Origin of the sequence: Gracilibacillus caseinilyticus, from assembly GCF_022919115.1 — a bacterium.
Classification (GTDB): Bacteria; Bacillota; Bacilli; order Bacillales; family Amphibacillaceae; genus Gracilibacillus; species Gracilibacillus caseinilyticus.
This window is the reverse complement of the sequence record NZ_CP095072.1, coordinates 3,588,965-3,603,659: the sequence shown is the minus strand read 5'-3', so window position 1 is coordinate 3,603,659 and position 14,695 is coordinate 3,588,965. Positions and strand designations below refer to the sequence as shown.

The window sequence follows — 14,695 nt, the reverse complement described above, 5'->3', positions numbered from 1 at the left end:
TTTTTTTAATAATCATATCACCAGTAAGTCTTACAAATATAGCATAACAGTTGAGCGGATCAATGCTTACATAATCGTGAAACAAGTGCTTGTATTATTAGATAGTTTTTACTATACTGTATAAGAGATATGTTTAAGGAGGAAACTAGCGAATGAGTACAATCTGGGTCGTATTAATTGCGATTGCTTGTCTGATTGCTGGGGTAGCATTAGGCTTCTTTATCGCAAGAAAATACATGATGAACTATTTAAAGAAAAACCCACCTATTAACGAACAAATGTTGCGAACAATGATGATGCAGATGGGACAAAAACCGTCACAAAAGAAAATCAAGCAAATGATGCGTTCTATGAACAACCAAATGGATAATAAATAGGGTTTAAATGCCGTCATATAGGGATTTGTAGAAGTTTTCTCAACTTTATAGGTTAGTTTTTCAAACCACTCTTTCTGTAAGAAAAATTAAAGCAGAGGGGGTGGTTTTTTCGTGTTTTTAGAAGATGCATTCGAAGAATACAAATACTATTGTTTGGCTAGAAATTTCACAGATAAGACCATGAAAAATAAGCATCAAGAATATAAGCAACTAAAAAAGTATCTAACTAAAAAAAGATCCATTACAAAATTAGAGCAAATTACACATCATGATCTAAAAGCTTATGTGTATCAAAAGCAAAAGTCAGGCTTGCAACCTCAATCTATTGTAAGTATGGCGAAACAAATTATTGCTTTTTTCAATTGGTGTGTAAAAGAGGAATATTTGATGGCAAATCCAATGGACAAAGTAACTTTACCCAAAGTACCAAAGAAAACAAAACAGGGATTTACAGAAGATGAAGTATATAGGATGATTAGGTGCTGGTCGGATAAAAGTTATCTAGAGATGAGAGGGAAGACAATGGTAGCCATGATGGCAGACTTAGGATTAAGAGCAATGGAAGTCAGAGGAATGACCGTAGACGATATTAGAGATACGACAATACTTATTAGAGGAAAAGGAAACAAGGAAAGAGTAGTATTTGCCTCTCATCAATTAAAGCGTATTTTGGTTAAATATGAACGAATTAGAAAACAATTTTTAAAATCCAAAGGATATGATGACCCTCATTACTTTTTAAACTATAAGGGTGATCCAATCACACATGCTACTGTTCATAACATTGTGAAGGAAGCTGCTGATAGAACAGGAGTAAAAGACGCTCATCCACACAAATTTAGGCATTTTTACTCAACTGAGGTTGTAAGCAATACAAAAGCAAATATGGATATCTATAGCTTATCTCGTTTGCTTGGACATGCCGATATATCGACTACTCAGAGATATTTACAGTCTTTGACCGATGAAAAGTTAAAGGTAAAGGCAAACAGTAGTAGTCCATTGTCTAAATTTAGATTTTAATGAAAAGCAAAAAAGAAAGGTGATAAAAATGCAGGAAAAGTGGGTGATTTTTACACCTGAACAAGATCATTTTATGTTTGATTTAGCAAAAGTTTCAGATTTAGAAAGTCAACTTAGACTAACTAAAACACCATACAGAACAATTTATTATATCGATAATCAGCCAATTAGATTCGAGTTAGATAAAGGATTAATCATCATGACTCAGACAGAAGAGCAAGGCATTGTTAAGAGTGTTAAGGAAAGATGTCACGTCTGAGGAGGGTGAATAAATGCTAAGAAGATTAAAACACTGGATTGATTGTCGCATCAGAAACAAACATAGATACGATTTTTATTCAGATCGTTGTATTGTTTGTAATAGACACAGTAAAAGTAAGTAATGGAAGAGAGTCTATCAAAACTAAGATTAAAACAGTAATAATCTATTAAAAGTAGAATATCATTAAGTATAAAATTATAAAAATGGAGGAATTAAAATGACAAATCTAAAAGAACAAAAACAAGAATTAATGGAAATCTTAAACGGAGAAGTACATGAAGAACATTTGAGATTGATAGATTTTTTGATCAAGTCTGATGATGATCTTAGTAGTTTTCACAGAAATTACTTTAAAATTGAAGCAGGCAATCTTACTCAGGCAATTCATCAATTTAGAATTAACAAAAGAAATGCTAGTAACATGACAGAGGAACAATTCATGCATCTATTCGCTACAAATAAGCAACAGGCGCTTGAAAAACTACTACAACAACCAATTAATCATATTGAGTTAGAAGCTCTCAGAAAAGCTAATATAAGCCTCTCAGACCTATACACTAAGACCGTAAATCATCCAGAGTATACGCTGCTACCTTTACTTAAAAGTTGGGACTTACTGGATAAAGAATCTAAAGAACCTGAAACAATAGAAGAAAAATTAATGATTTAATAAAAAAATAGAACCTCGAATCCTTGATATAATAGGGATTCGAGGTGCTAATCTATATTTATTTTAAAAAGTTTTGGGGTTTACTTGCAGAATTTATCAAATAACATTATAATACATAGTGTAAGGTTGTTATTTTTGTGTCTATAAATTGAACTCTATTATATTTAACTGTCAATCTATATATAATAATACCACAAATCGTATAACTGTCAATAAAAAAATGAAAATTTTTTTAATGCTACTTTCATCAATTGTGAATGGCAGTATAGTAATAAGTAGAGGATGATTTTATTTTGCAACACACTTATAAAAATAAATGAAAGGATGATGGCTATTGGAAGTAAATGATCGAGAATTATGGATGTTAAAACGGAAAAGGAAGAAGATCACTCACCAAATGCTGGCAGAAGTACTGGACTGCACACAGGCACACATATCTTTATACGAGAATGGTAAAACCAACATGAGTCCAGAGAAAGAAAGAATGTACCAAAACTACATATCAAAGTATTAAGAGTAGGTTCAGTCGTTCGTTATATGAGTCTTTATTTTCATTATTAAGTGACGAACTTGCAAAGAATGTCAGTGCGTAAACAAATCGCTTATTTTAGATAAGTGAGAAAAAACTATAAATAAATAAAAAGGGAGATTGATAAAAATGAACTTAAACGATTACCAATTAAACGAAGAAGAAAGAGAAGCAGCGCAAGGATTGATGAATGCATTTGCAGAAAAAGAACAAGAAAACAATTTACTGACTAAAAAAGTTGAATTATTAGTGAATTTTATTTCTGAGAAGGGCTTAGATGAAGAAGTCATTCAGTTTATGAAAGAAAAGCAAAATGAAGGTTTTAACTATTGGTACGAACAGGCAGCCGAAACATTTTTAAATATTGATGTAATAGATGCAGATTCCTTTCCTGAACTTCAGGATGAATACGAAATTAGCAAAGGATCGAATATTGGATACTTAGATTAATCCAATGAACATGGAAAGGGTGATGCGCTTGATTATTTCAAAGCTGATATAGATGGTTAGTAAAGCGATAATTAAATTAAATAAAAGGGGATAAATAAAAAATGGATAGTAAAGTTAAAGATATTATTAAGAAACAATTTGAAAATAAAGTGATAGAAAAAAGTATGAATGTGAGAATTGTAATGAAGAAACCACTGTAGAAGTAAGATTTTCCGAGGATATAGTTAAGTGTAAATCATGTGACACTGAATATCCAATTAAAGATGAATCATACGAAATAATATTTAAAGAATTACAAAAACTTGGAGTTCAAATATTTTAGTGAGATGCACTCTTTATAAAGGGTGTAAGTAGATTGATAAATAAAAGGAGAATAATACAAATGAAAAAGGAAAATAATTATTTTTTCTGTTACAGTCCAGATTTGAGCAAGGAAATCAAACGAAATGGAATATCTTACATAACAAAATCTATCAATCCAAAGAATGGGTTGTACTACACTCTTTTTGAAAAGGATGATCGTTTGAGAGAGGTACTGGCGCAATATAAGAAGCAATATCAATAATGAATATATGGGGGAAATTAATTAATGCAAAATAAGGAAAATGTGACAATTAATCCTTTTGGTGGATGGAAGTACAAAGAAGGAATGGAGGAAATTAAAGCTGAAAAGGTCAAAAAATTATATCCAGAGGAATACGAAAAACAAATTGCCATATACCATGATAAAGATTACGAATGGGATGGTATTTTAACTAAGGATGATTATAAAAATAGAAAAGAAGTTGTCCGGGAATTTGTTGAAAAGTGGAAGCCTGAATTTGAAAAGCCAATACATAATGAAAAAGAGGAAACAAAAAAATCAAATGATGATAAAGGAAATAAACAAGATGAATGGGATGTAAGAAATTTTTTCAGTAAAGAAAAGAATAAATTTTTACCATCAAAATTAGGAAGAGCAATAAACAGCAAAATAAAAACTTTCTTTGATGGTGGTACGCTTTACTACTACCGAGATGGTGTGTATTTGCCTAACGGTGAGCCGAAGATTAATAAAATCATCCAAAACATATTAAAAGAAGAAAGTTCAGCACATAGAAAGCGTGAAGTAATTGATTGGATTAAAACTAATAATGATATTAGGACAAATACAACTAAAATCAATCCTAATGATGGGTGGATTAACGTAAATAACGGCTTGTTAAATTTAAAGACAAAAGAATTGAAAGATCATACATATAAAAGAATTTCTACTGTTCAGTTACCTGTCACATACGATCCGAAAGCCAACAACCCTACAGTAAATAATTTTATTGAAAGTGTGGTACATAAAGAATCTGTTCCATTGATTCATGAAATGATTGGTTACATTCTAACAAGTGATACTAAAGCGCAGAAGGCATTTATACTCCAAAGTGGTGGGGGTAGTGGCAAATCAGTAATGGTTACTATGTTGCAAGCATTTGTTGGTAATGGAAATTACAGCACTGTTCCTGCTCAAGACATAGACGCTGATAAATTTAGTGCCATCCGTTTAAAAGGGAAAATATTGAACGTAGTTGATGATTTAAAGAAACAAAGGTTTTCGGATACAGGAAAGTTTAAATCTTCTGTAACAGGTGGAGAAATCTTAGTGGAGGAAAAAGGAAAGCCGCAAGAAATCATTAAACCAACTGCTAAGCATATTTTTTGTATGAACACTATACCTGATTCTAACGATATGTCACAAGCTTGGTCGGATAGGTGGATCATGATTCCTTTGCCAAATAGGTTTAGAGGCGGAAAAAATGAAGATAAACAATTACCAGATAAATTAACAACCGAAGAATCACTATCAACATTATTAAATCTAGCCTTAGATGGATTAGATAGATTGAGATCTAATAATTACCGATTCTCAGAAAACCAACATACAGAAGAATTAAAAACGAATCATATGAAGGAGTCTAATCCTATTTCATTATTTATTGATGAAGTTTGTAATATCAATGAAGATGCTGAAATAATAGGCGATACTTTGTATAAAGCATATAAAACATATTGTGATGAAGACGGATATAAACCTCTTACAAAAATAAAGTTTAATAGATACATAAAAGCCAATTTAAAATTAGAGCAATACAGACCAAACAAGAATAACAAAAAACCAACTTGGAAAGGCATTAGTCTAAATTAAGGTGGAACATACTTTTTTTTAAATGGAACACACTTTAGGGCACTGGAACATACTTTTTAAAAACCATGTTCCACCTCTAAACTTAGAGCCACAAGGGATATAGACTAACTGGAACATAGGAACATACTTTTTTCTAAGTCGGAGATAGTTTGAGAAATATATATAGTTTATTACATATTATTATAAATATTTATAATATATATCAATTTAAGAAATTTTGTGCACCTGTGTTCCACTTTGGTTGAAACCATTGGGGCACAAGGGATGGAGGTGGAACATACTTTCAAAAAAGCGTGTTCCAACCATGTTCCAGTTGTAAAAGTGTGTTCCAGTTGTAATTCCGTTTGATTGATAGTTAGTTGTTAGAAGAAAGTTAAAATATTATGCCCGTTTGCTTCTTTGCGGGCAGGTAGCAAAAACGATTTGTGTTTTTGGTAGTTGGTGTCAAAGAAGAATATAACAAATTTAAAATAAAAGGGGAAATTTTATTAAATGAAAGAGAAGGAAAAATATGAAGGGAAATCAGTACAGGAAATATTTAAAGAGATTACTAGTAAATTAGACTATAATGAAGTTGATCCATTTACAAGAATAGAATTAGTCGAAGATCAAATTGCAAACAATGATGAATTGAAGGATTACGTAAATTGGGATGATGGCAGCTACTTTAAAACTAACTTTGTAAATTTAAAAGTAGGCAAGAATGGTGATCCGTTATCAGATGAAGTACCATACTCCAAAAACATGGAAAAGCTATCTACATACATATTAAAACAATATAAAAATTTTGAGAATGCTAATTACTTAGATTACCCTATAATGTCCAAGTATCGGGTGGAGAAAGATAAAGAAGATGGTAAAAATAAAATGGTTATAGGGATTAATACCGATGTATTTAATGAGAAAGAGGATTTACCAAAATCAGTTATAAATGGACATGAGATGCATGTTGATATGTTAGACGAGCAGATTAGCAGTAATAAAATTAATAAATCAGAAGATGTAAAAAGACAAGAACGTAGACAAGATGTACTTGATAACTTAGACAATTATCCAGAGTTAAAAGAAAGATATGATACATGGAAGGAATTAGGGTTAAAGTATGGATTAGATGAATCTTACACTAATGAAGAAAAGGAATCATATCGGCAATATTTGATGAATAAGTTTGCTGAAGAAGAAAATATGTATAGTCCAAAGCAAAGGCTGTATCTGATTAATAAAATGTACAACGCCGATGGATATGATCTAACTATACTACTTAATAGTTTAAAAGATACGATATATAGTAATCCAGTTGAACGCTCATTTGACACGACAAGAGAACAGGATGACGTATTAGAGGAAACATTAAATCTAGGTGACGTTGACCATGTTAGTGGCTTATTATCAATCATGAAAGAAGACAGAGAGTATTTACCGGTATATCAAGGGTTAGAAGTTAAATATTTAGATAACGTTGAATCATTTACATATTGGGCATTGGAACAGTTTAGGAATGCTATTATGAAAACAGATCTGAGTAATGAGGAAAAGGAAATTGTGTTGTTGCTGATGGATAAGCACAAAGTGTTTAATATTTACAATAATGGGGTCACAGTTGATCCGTATAAGATTTTAAACAAATTTATAAACGAAAAATATGGCAAGAAGAGATCCAAGGCTCAATTAGTCAAATTTATACATAAAACGATTGCAAGAAAGATTGCTAATACATATCAAGCTATTCAAGACGGTATAGACAGTAAAGAGTGTGGCTGTTGTGGGAAAGAGAAGCTACTGATCAATGATAATTGGGCAAAAGATAATAAGGGTAAAAACGGTTTTAGATCGGAATGTAAGGCATGTAATAATATTAAAAGGAAAAAGTATGCATAATCACTTGACATTAACATGAATAAATAGTATAATTTATTATTTGTATGTAAATCGTTACATAACATAAAAAATAGAAAAGTCAAGTCTAATAATAATAGATAGGGTAATACTTATCACCATAAAATTTACACCAAAAATTTTATTATTCTCTCATTCCGTTATGAAGTAGGCAACCTTTTAGGTTGTCTATTTTTTTGGATTAGGAGCATAAACGTAACGTTATAAATATGATTTAAACTGAAAGTGAGGAGGTAGAGATGCTATCAGAACGTAATATAATGTATTTGTATGCAAAAAAACAACGCAAAAAAATTACAAATGAAGAGTTAGGTTCTGCTGTTGGTTTATCAGCTGGAACAATCTCAAGGTTTTTCAATTTTAGGTTAAAGATAACTGAAGAAAATGAAATAAAAATAAAGCAATACATAGAAAATAAACCATTTGAAAGATGTTAATCCTGTATTTGCAGGTTTAATATAGATTATTTAATTCAATAGAGTACATTTGTACTGGTCGTACACTGGTCAAATACAACCATTCACACTTTAGAGCGACCAAAAAAATAAATCAGTGTCAACTCCTATAGGTATCTATGATACCGAATTGTAAGGATTAAATTAGTCTGAATGCTAATTTAGTCATTATATTTCCTCTTGGGGGCATGAGCATGTTTGGTTCGTGCCCCTTCCTTATTATTTTGAAAAGGTGATTAAAATGAGAAAAAGAAATATCTTCATTTAACTCACCGTCTTTTTTCATCCCCACTGTTATAGTGATTTGAGCATTTACACCACCATACTCACCATAAGATTTTATTATCGGGCCTAATGGAGATTTTAATTTATCAACAAACCCTTGATCGACTGCACTATTAATATTAGCTAATCGTAAATTTACTTTTCTATATATCTTAGGCTTTCTAGCAAGCTGAAATGCGTCAGGTATAGGGATTGATCTTATGCAAATAGTTTCATTATCATTTGCCCAAATTATGTTTAGATAGTCTGCGATCCCGCTTGGTCCTAAACTAAATTTATTTCTTTGTAGCATTAAGATACTCTTGTTATCATCATACAATGCTGAAACTTCTTCCCCCAAATATTCGTCATCTTCTAATTCGAATGGCTCTACATTTGTGTCTATCTTAGCTTTTGACGGAATATTAGTTGCTCTTAAACGGACAAAGTGTAAAAAATAATAGTCTAAATCTTCATCAAAATAAGCTTCTTCTAAACGTGCTCTTTCTCCTAGATATTCTCTTGCTCTTTTTTCCAAAGAGATTTTATTTACAACGTCCATCCAGCGAGTTAGATCAAATAACTCTTCCTTGGTTTCTCCAATTTTTCTAACTGTTACTTGAAAATACTCAAATTTAACTTTTCTGTACATATTCATATCTATTCCCCCTCTTGTGTCGTTTATAACTTTTTCGACAAAAAGGGTAAATATTCCTGCTTTTCCTAACAATCAAATGACAAATTACCCATTATCACAATTAAAACAGAACTCTTGTTCTTATTATAATTTATTTTTGGAAAAAATGAAAATAAAAAGCACCCACTCAGATCATCCTGAATAAGTGCTTTTTTAACATAGATATAATTATACATACTATTATTTTAACACGATTTATAGACTTAAAAATGCCATAATAGTGACAATCTAAAAATATCAATTATTTTTCCATTGATTGATCAGATCAATGTGTGTAGATGTTAATTGTGGTCCCCAACTTGCCGTACTATTAACTGAAATAACATTATTGTTTTTTAATATTGGTCCTCCACTCATTCCACCAGTTACATAAGTGGAATGGACAAGAGCGTCGTACTCAATGTCTAATATCGATCCAGTAGATTTATATAAATAATATCCACTTGAGGTCGCTTTATCTCCTGGATATCCATAAGATGTTATAGAATCTCCAAAAGAAGAATTTGAACTAACTGATAAGTTATGTGAATGTGTAGTATCCAATTTTATAACTGCAAAATCATGCTGAACATCAGTAAAGTACACTATTCCCGGTTCTGTTGGAGCTGCATCAACCCACCCTAATGTTACATAAGCACTAGCTGATGCCCAACCTCCATAAGGATTGGCTGAACCATTCTGACCTGGATACACATACCAAAATTGATTAAATTGATTGGTGTATGTATTATATACACAGTGGGCAGCGGTGATAACAGTATCTTCATCTAAAAATGTTCCAGAACATGTATACCAATCTCCATTTGGACTAGAATAAACCACATGAGCCATTGCATTATGAGGGTTTGTTGTCGTATTTGTAATTTTAACCCTATTATCTGTTGCTAGTGGACTAAGATTTAAATTAATTACTTCATTAGACTTTTTAACTATTGGTTCATTAGGTCCTTCTAATACTTTCCCTTGAGAGCTTAGAGAATCAAACTCACTGTAGTTGTTTATGATTTGTTTTACCTTATTCGAACTATAATTATTAATCTTTGGAAGTTTTTCTTTATGTTTTTCTAACTTGTCCTCCAAAATTGGAACTAAGTCTTCTTCTACTTTAGTTACGTCGAAACTATCAGAAATTTCGATTTTAGTTGTGTCACTTTCATTTGGCGATTCTACTGCCATGCTTGTAATAGGACTAAACAAACACAAGAAAAATAAAACGAAAAACACTGAAATCAACTTTGTTTTCATAGTTTCATAAATTCTCCCTTCAATTGAATAAATTTGAATAATACAATAATTATTGTATAATAATTACAAAACAATGTCAAAAATTTCTATGGAAGGAAGTGTTAATATTAGCAAAAAAATTGTAGTTTTGCTTCTTATAGTCTTTTTAGTTAGCTGTTCAAGTGCAAACGATATAAAAGATAAAGAAGAGAAAGGGAAGTCTGTTGAAATGAAAGACTTTAAAATTAAAATCATTGATGATCAAAAATATCAAAACTACCTAGTGGAATTAACAACTAGAGGAAAACAAATTGGTAATAAAGCAATTCTACCACAAACAGAAATGGTAATTATTGATAAAAATAAAGAGACAATAGTAAGTTTAAACACAAATACAAATTACAAGATTAGTGTATTTAAAACCAATGTTAAAACAATGGATGAATATTTGAATGAAAAAAATCAACAGAATGTAAGGGGGAGAAAACTTAAATCTCTTAATTACACTCCTACAAAAGACAAAAAAATTATAGAAATTAGATTAACTGAAGATAATGAATAATTCTATTAGAATATGCTTCCCTCTCATTTTGCGAAAAAATGAGAGGGAATATAATCTAGCTAGTAAGATTAAATTTCTAACTATAATAATTTTTAAAAAGTATTGTATTTTGATCTTTATCTCCATCCGAGATGGTCTATAGTGTCTCTAATAATTTGATCTCTCCATCTCATAGCTTGTCGTTTGCTCAGACTACATTCTTGTGCAATCTGAATCCATGATTTTTTTCGTACGACCAATACTTACACCTAACAAAATGCTTATATTCTAAAGGTAAACTATTGAAAACCATTTCAATTGCATTTTTTATTTCCCTCAAATAGTTTAACTGCTTATGAGTTGTAAGTCTTGTTGCAGTTCGTTCTGTTGGATTACCTGGTATTCGTACAGAATTTACACCCTTAAGAATTGTTGGATCAGCTGGATCCTCATCAAATGGGTGAAGAATAGATTCTTCTAACAACTTTATTTCCCTCAACGTTTTATAATAATTAAACCATTCAGATTCAACCTTTTTAAATGTGGTCTTGGTGATTTGTAATTCTTGCATGAACGATACCTCCTTAATATTTTACGTTACTGCTTTCCTGTATAGATATCCTCAAGCCAATTGATCAGCATCATGACTTGTTTAATGACTAATGGTTCGTTGTTGTATTTTTCACTAAGTTGGCCAGCTGAATTTACAGCCCATATCCAAAACTCATTACTCTGTAATCCGTGCTTTACGGCCATCTGATTACTCTGATTGATCCACTCAGCAACATCAGCATAGAATTGTTGATAGTTCATCAAATCGCCTCGATCTTTATATAAATGCCTGGCATCTGTGCCCAAAACTTTTCTACAATCTCTGAAACTACTAACGCATCATCTTTCCAATATCCACAATCTGTCATACAGTCCTTTAATAATTTCTGGAGGTTATCAGTATCTGGTCGTGTATATTTATATTCGCCATCTTGATGCTTCCCAGTAATAGGGAAGCACCACTTCACCATCAATCGCACTGAATGCTTATACTGTTGCTTAGGAACATGTTGTCCTAGATGTGCCATTAATTTCGCTCGTGCTACCTTTAACCCTTCTGGCTCGTAAAATATCGGTTTACCATTTACCACGTGAACTTGCTTTTGTTGATGAGTCACTGAAGGTACTTTTTTAAATGGCATAAAAAACTCAGTCGTCATTTTATCACTTCCATTTATGTCTATTTTTGATTTTGAAAATTTTCTTTGTCATAGTAAAGAGAAAAGTGAGTGGCGGGCAGAGCTTAAGCCCACCACCTTTTTTCTCTATGACCGACAGGGAGTGAAACGGAAATTATATATATATATATACCTTTTCATTTCACGATTTGAAGTGAAAAATACTCGAGGATTTCACTTCAAAATATCCATTTACTGTTAATGTTGAAAAGTGAAATGAAACCTTTCGATTCGAGAATTTCATTAATTATTTACATATTTTGAAAAGATGCTAAGAAATGCATTAAAAGATGGAAATCGGAAGAACAAGACTGTTAAACAAAGAAATAAAAGCAAGCTGGAAGGGCGGTCAAGATTATATGAAAGAGAAGGTAGAAGAAATCAAGAATAAATTTGAAGCTAATACAATTAACTACTTATCTCAGGACGATTTGAATCAAATTGAAGATATCATTTTTAATCAAAGAAAAAAAACAAATGATCTATTATTTGGTGGGATCTACCCTTACATACGAGAAGCATAGGATGAGCGCAAGCAAATACTAAAAGAATTGGATGATATTAAATCATATTTAAAATTAATGATTAAAAAAGGAGAATGAATAATGAATTTGGGAGAAATTGAAGTACATGTTGATATCGACAATTTTAAAAATGATGTAAATAAGTTATTAGATTCGATATCTAAGTTTCGTGTTAAATATCCTTTCATTAAATTTGAGATTACATTTAATGAAGAAAAATTTCATGAATTTTGTAAAGTTAGAAATGAAAAAGGTAGTTTTTTTATTTATATAAAGGAGAATGATTAAATGAAAAATAGTAACATCAAAGAAATAGATTTAAAAGGTGAAAAATACATTAGAAAAGATGATTTTGAACTATATTTTAAATACATCGATAAACTTATTGAAATTCAAGAGAATGGAATATATGTAGATAAATACATGCACGGAATATTACATAGGTTAAATTATCAACTCGATGCTATTGTTATCGATAATGAAGGAGATAAAAAATGAAAAACTTTTTAACAATTGGGTTGTTCGGATGGTTTTTAAAATTGGTGTTTGCAGAAGCAGTAGTATTAGGCATTGTTTGGTTGTTAAATGCTACTTTAGGTTTAAGCATAAGCATTATATTAATTGGAAGCGTTGTATTTGCTTTATTCTTTTTGGAACTAATTTACTCATTGCTAGTGATTAATACTGGTAAAGAAATATTTGATGATATGGAAAAGGAATTTGATAGATTATAAAGAAGAGGACTGATACATTGAAAATCTATAAATTTATTAATGGTGGTCTAGTTAAGATTGTAAAAGAAGAAACATTAGAGAAGGCGGTCAATCAATTTTTACATGAGATGAGCGAGGAAAAAGAGATTCAAGAAAAATATCTAAATATGCCTATCGATCAAGCTTTAGATACTATATCAAAATCGAACTTTCAAGATACGCTTTTTGAATTGATTAGGAAAAATGATAAAGATAATTTTGTTGAAATGATGTTCATGTTAGATGATTACCAAACAAATTGGAAGATTAAAGAAAATGGTGAATTAATTAAAGAATAGAAAAGGAGAATGTTTATTGGAAAAGATAAAAGAAAAGTTTGGAAACCTTAAAAAGTTGCTTTATTATGTGTTAGAAAACTATCCTGAAACAAGGAATAGTGATAACAAGTTATTCATTCAAGCATACCGAGAGTTGGGAGCAACTTCTTTAAATGACTTAGAAGATGGACAATTAAATATCTCTTCAATTTACCGAGTAAGACAAGAAATTCAAAATAAAGAAGGCAAGTTTCTACCAAATGACGAGGTAAGACATTATCGAAGAACAAGAGAAAAGGCGATTAGGCAATATTATAAGAAAGCAAATTAAATACATACATATTTATAGGCATTTATAATGTCTTTTTTATTTTTTGGATCTGTATGCAAATTGGTCAAGCGATCACACAAACAGTGTAGTTATATTACAGGTTCGAGTCCTGTCAGATCCACTATAATTTAAAATAGTGTTGCTTCCTAAAATGATATGGTATAATTTTACTATATTTATTTTGGGGAGAATGAATAATGAAAATACTTAAAAAGGTTCTTAAAGAAGCAAATGAATCTGTAGAAAAAGTAATTGTTAAATCTATAGGTGAAAATAATCAAGAATTTGATTTTCCTGAAGCTATAACATTAGGTTTATTTGAAGATATGGTTAAAAAAATTGAATCTATGATTCTGTTAATTGAAAACAAACAAGATGCTTCAATAGATACAATAGCTAGAAGTGTAATGGAAAATTATGTTTACTTAAAAGTGTTATTATCGGATAATAATGAATTGTTAGCTCAATCTTACTTTGTTTCCAAAAAGTATAAAGAGTTCAAGCTTTACGAGATGATTAAAATGCCCGGCAAAAAAGGAAATGAGATAAGAAGATTATTGGATAATCCAAATATTGATGAAATGGATAATGAAGCAAATATTCTCAACGAAGATGATTTAAAAGAAAAATATCCCGATGTTTTCAACAAGAGGTTTATAAATCAAAAGTGGTACAATATAGATGGAAAAACAAAAAACTTTGAACAATTGTGTAAAAAACAAGGTTTACAAGCAGAGTATGAAATTATGTATAAGCTTTTATCTAATGAAGTACATTCAATGGATGCTTTAAAACGTTGGGAATTTGAAGAAAATCAGGTTCATATGGTTTATAGTAATAAAGGTTTGACCATGCACATACACATGGTTGGATTATTTTTATTAGAAACAATCAGAAGATTATATGAATTTTATGGGCTAAAAGAAGATCTAAATACTTTCAATACTTTAATTAGAGTGAATTATTTAATTTCAAAAAAATATAAATAAAAATTCTAAGCAGCCAAAACAATGGCTG

General features: G+C 30.6%; 23 protein-coding genes and 1 tRNA gene. 19 read left to right on the top strand and 5 right to left on the bottom strand.

What is annotated here, in order from left to right:
* Positions 1 to 152 precede the first annotated feature (152 nt).
* The 10 genes from MUN88_RS17290 to MUN88_RS17245 all read left to right on the top strand — a co-directional run bounded on the left by MUN88_RS17290 (position 153) and on the right by MUN88_RS17245 (position 7,820).
* Entirely contained in the window at positions 153 to 377 is a 225-nt protein-coding gene (locus MUN88_RS17290; RefSeq protein ID WP_244717282.1) for a YneF family protein, read from the top strand.
* A 111-nt stretch (positions 378 to 488) separates the two neighbouring features.
* Positions 489 to 1,400: a tyrosine-type recombinase/integrase gene (locus MUN88_RS17285; RefSeq protein WP_244717279.1), complete on the top strand. Its 912-nt coding sequence runs from the start codon at positions 489 to 491 to the stop codon at positions 1,398 to 1,400.
* A gap of 28 nt (positions 1,401 to 1,428) precedes the next feature.
* Entirely contained in the window at positions 1,429 to 1,659 is a 231-nt protein-coding gene (locus MUN88_RS17280) for a hypothetical protein (RefSeq protein WP_244717276.1), read from the top strand.
* Positions 1,660 to 1,879: 220 nt separating this feature from the next.
* Entirely contained in the window at positions 1,880 to 2,332 is a 453-nt protein-coding gene (locus MUN88_RS17275) for a hypothetical protein (protein WP_244717273.1), read from the top strand.
* 334 nt (positions 2,333 to 2,666) lie between these two features.
* The gene (locus tag MUN88_RS17270) at positions 2,667 to 2,846 is read left to right on the top strand and encodes a helix-turn-helix domain-containing protein (protein ID WP_244717271.1); all 180 of its coding nucleotides are present in this window, start codon (positions 2,667 to 2,669) and stop codon (positions 2,844 to 2,846) included.
* 144 nt (positions 2,847 to 2,990) lie between these two features.
* Positions 2,991 to 3,311, top strand: a complete 321-nt coding sequence (locus MUN88_RS17265) for a hypothetical protein (RefSeq protein ID WP_244717268.1) — start codon at positions 2,991 to 2,993, stop codon at positions 3,309 to 3,311.
* Between the two features lie 382 nt (positions 3,312 to 3,693).
* On the top strand, positions 3,694 to 3,876 hold the full coding sequence (locus tag MUN88_RS17260; protein WP_244717265.1) for a hypothetical protein: 183 nt from the start codon (positions 3,694 to 3,696) through the stop codon (positions 3,874 to 3,876).
* Between the two features lie 24 nt (positions 3,877 to 3,900).
* The gene (locus MUN88_RS17255; protein WP_244717262.1) at positions 3,901 to 5,487 is read left to right on the top strand and encodes a DNA primase family protein; all 1,587 of its coding nucleotides are present in this window, start codon (positions 3,901 to 3,903) and stop codon (positions 5,485 to 5,487) included.
* A gap of 492 nt (positions 5,488 to 5,979) precedes the next feature.
* Positions 5,980 to 7,365: a hypothetical protein gene (locus MUN88_RS17250; RefSeq protein ID WP_244717259.1), complete on the top strand. Its 1,386-nt coding sequence runs from the start codon at positions 5,980 to 5,982 to the stop codon at positions 7,363 to 7,365.
* 257 nt (positions 7,366 to 7,622) lie between these two features.
* Positions 7,623 to 7,820 (top strand): hypothetical protein, encoded by a 198-nt coding sequence (locus tag MUN88_RS17245; RefSeq protein WP_244717256.1) that lies wholly within the window; start codon positions 7,623 to 7,625, stop codon positions 7,818 to 7,820.
* Positions 7,821 to 7,977: 157 nt separating this feature from the next.
* Here the strand turns inward: MUN88_RS17245 and MUN88_RS17240 are convergent, their stop codons facing one another.
* Positions 7,978 to 8,760 (bottom strand): DUF6731 family protein, encoded by a 783-nt coding sequence (locus tag MUN88_RS17240; protein ID WP_244717254.1) that lies wholly within the window; start codon positions 8,758 to 8,760, stop codon positions 7,978 to 7,980.
* Between the two features lie 276 nt (positions 8,761 to 9,036).
* Entirely contained in the window at positions 9,037 to 10,044 is a 1,008-nt protein-coding gene (locus MUN88_RS17235; protein WP_244717252.1) for a trypsin-like serine peptidase, read from the bottom strand.
* Positions 10,045 to 10,117: 73 nt separating this feature from the next.
* Here MUN88_RS17235 and MUN88_RS17230 point away from each other — a divergent pair, with 73 nt between their 5' ends.
* A complete protein-coding gene (locus tag MUN88_RS17230) occupies positions 10,118 to 10,585 on the top strand; it encodes a hypothetical protein (protein WP_244717250.1) in 468 nt (155 codons plus the stop codon).
* Positions 10,586 to 10,772: 187 nt separating this feature from the next.
* Here the strand turns inward: MUN88_RS17230 and MUN88_RS17225 are convergent, their stop codons facing one another.
* The 3 genes from MUN88_RS17225 to MUN88_RS17215 are packed head-to-tail and all read right to left on the bottom strand — an operon-like array spanning position 10,773 to position 11,775.
* Positions 10,773 to 11,135: a transcriptional regulator gene (locus MUN88_RS17225; protein WP_244717248.1), complete on the bottom strand. Its 363-nt coding sequence runs from the start codon at positions 11,133 to 11,135 to the stop codon at positions 10,773 to 10,775.
* A 26-nt stretch (positions 11,136 to 11,161) separates the two neighbouring features.
* A complete protein-coding gene (locus MUN88_RS17220; RefSeq protein ID WP_244717246.1) occupies positions 11,162 to 11,377 on the bottom strand; it encodes a hypothetical protein in 216 nt (71 codons plus the stop codon).
* A complete protein-coding gene (locus tag MUN88_RS17215; protein ID WP_244717244.1) occupies positions 11,377 to 11,775 on the bottom strand; it encodes a RusA family crossover junction endodeoxyribonuclease in 399 nt (132 codons plus the stop codon). Before MUN88_RS17215 ends, MUN88_RS17220 begins: the two co-directional genes overlap by 1 nt.
* A gap of 308 nt (positions 11,776 to 12,083) precedes the next feature.
* Between MUN88_RS17215 and MUN88_RS17210 the strand changes: the two genes are divergently transcribed.
* From MUN88_RS17210 to MUN88_RS17175, 8 genes are all read left to right on the top strand, one after another.
* Positions 12,084 to 12,317, top strand: coding sequence for a hypothetical protein (locus tag MUN88_RS17210; protein ID WP_244717242.1), 234 nt, complete (start codon positions 12,084 to 12,086; stop codon positions 12,315 to 12,317).
* 81 nt (positions 12,318 to 12,398) lie between these two features.
* On the top strand, positions 12,399 to 12,605 hold the full coding sequence (locus MUN88_RS17205; RefSeq protein ID WP_244717239.1) for a hypothetical protein: 207 nt from the start codon (positions 12,399 to 12,401) through the stop codon (positions 12,603 to 12,605).
* Positions 12,606 to 12,815, top strand: a complete 210-nt coding sequence (locus tag MUN88_RS17200; protein WP_244717236.1) for a hypothetical protein — start codon at positions 12,606 to 12,608, stop codon at positions 12,813 to 12,815. It begins immediately after the preceding gene.
* The gene (locus tag MUN88_RS17195) at positions 12,812 to 13,051 is read left to right on the top strand and encodes a hypothetical protein (RefSeq protein ID WP_244717233.1); all 240 of its coding nucleotides are present in this window, start codon (positions 12,812 to 12,814) and stop codon (positions 13,049 to 13,051) included. The genes MUN88_RS17200 and MUN88_RS17195 overlap by 4 nt, the downstream gene beginning before the upstream one ends.
* Before the next feature lie 17 nt (positions 13,052 to 13,068).
* Complete coding sequence (locus MUN88_RS17190; protein ID WP_244717230.1) at positions 13,069 to 13,368, top strand: hypothetical protein; 300 nt, start codon at positions 13,069 to 13,071, stop codon at positions 13,366 to 13,368.
* A gap of 16 nt (positions 13,369 to 13,384) precedes the next feature.
* The gene (locus tag MUN88_RS17185; protein ID WP_244717228.1) at positions 13,385 to 13,678 is read left to right on the top strand and encodes a hypothetical protein; all 294 of its coding nucleotides are present in this window, start codon (positions 13,385 to 13,387) and stop codon (positions 13,676 to 13,678) included.
* Positions 13,679 to 13,723: 45 nt separating this feature from the next.
* Positions 13,724 to 13,799 (top strand) — tRNA-OTHER (locus MUN88_RS17180).
* Between the two features lie 76 nt (positions 13,800 to 13,875).
* On the top strand, positions 13,876 to 14,667 hold the full coding sequence (locus tag MUN88_RS17175; RefSeq protein WP_244717226.1) for a DUF5677 domain-containing protein: 792 nt from the start codon (positions 13,876 to 13,878) through the stop codon (positions 14,665 to 14,667).
* Positions 14,668 to 14,695: the final 28 nt, after the last annotated feature.

Excerpts from the sequence above, each read along its gene's own strand:
- MUN88_RS17215 (WP_244717244.1), bottom strand. The coding sequence starts at position 11,775 with ATGACGACTGAGTTTTTTATGCCATTTAAAAAAGTACCTTCAGTGACT.
- MUN88_RS17255 (WP_244717262.1), top strand. The coding sequence starts at position 3,901 with ATGCAAAATAAGGAAAATGTGACAATTAATCCTTTTGGTGGATGGAAG.
- MUN88_RS17230 (WP_244717250.1), top strand. The coding sequence starts at position 10,118 with ATGTCAAAAATTTCTATGGAAGGAAGTGTTAATATTAGCAAAAAAATT.
- MUN88_RS17280 (WP_244717276.1), top strand. The coding sequence starts at position 1,429 with ATGCAGGAAAAGTGGGTGATTTTTACACCTGAACAAGATCATTTTATG.
- MUN88_RS17290 (WP_244717282.1), top strand. The coding sequence starts at position 153 with ATGAGTACAATCTGGGTCGTATTAATTGCGATTGCTTGTCTGATTGCT.
- MUN88_RS17175 (WP_244717226.1), top strand. The coding sequence starts at position 13,876 with ATGAAAATACTTAAAAAGGTTCTTAAAGAAGCAAATGAATCTGTAGAA.
- MUN88_RS17205 (WP_244717239.1), top strand. The coding sequence starts at position 12,399 with ATGAATTTGGGAGAAATTGAAGTACATGTTGATATCGACAATTTTAAA.
- MUN88_RS17225 (WP_244717248.1), bottom strand. The coding sequence starts at position 11,135 with ATGCAAGAATTACAAATCACCAAGACCACATTTAAAAAGGTTGAATCT.
- MUN88_RS17240 (WP_244717254.1), bottom strand. The coding sequence starts at position 8,760 with ATGAATATGTACAGAAAAGTTAAATTTGAGTATTTTCAAGTAACAGTT.
- MUN88_RS17220 (WP_244717246.1), bottom strand. The coding sequence starts at position 11,377 with ATGAACTATCAACAATTCTATGCTGATGTTGCTGAGTGGATCAATCAG.
- MUN88_RS17200 (WP_244717236.1), top strand. The coding sequence starts at position 12,606 with ATGAAAAATAGTAACATCAAAGAAATAGATTTAAAAGGTGAAAAATAC.
- MUN88_RS17265 (WP_244717268.1), top strand. The coding sequence starts at position 2,991 with ATGAACTTAAACGATTACCAATTAAACGAAGAAGAAAGAGAAGCAGCG.
- MUN88_RS17275 (WP_244717273.1), top strand. The coding sequence starts at position 1,880 with ATGACAAATCTAAAAGAACAAAAACAAGAATTAATGGAAATCTTAAAC.
- MUN88_RS17195 (WP_244717233.1), top strand. The coding sequence starts at position 12,812 with ATGAAAAACTTTTTAACAATTGGGTTGTTCGGATGGTTTTTAAAATTG.
- MUN88_RS17210 (WP_244717242.1), top strand. The coding sequence starts at position 12,084 with ATGGAAATCGGAAGAACAAGACTGTTAAACAAAGAAATAAAAGCAAGC.
- MUN88_RS17250 (WP_244717259.1), top strand. The coding sequence starts at position 5,980 with ATGAAAGAGAAGGAAAAATATGAAGGGAAATCAGTACAGGAAATATTT.
- MUN88_RS17235 (WP_244717252.1), bottom strand. The coding sequence starts at position 10,044 with ATGAAAACAAAGTTGATTTCAGTGTTTTTCGTTTTATTTTTCTTGTGT.
- MUN88_RS17260 (WP_244717265.1), top strand. The coding sequence starts at position 3,694 with ATGAAAAAGGAAAATAATTATTTTTTCTGTTACAGTCCAGATTTGAGC.
- MUN88_RS17245 (WP_244717256.1), top strand. The coding sequence starts at position 7,623 with ATGCTATCAGAACGTAATATAATGTATTTGTATGCAAAAAAACAACGC.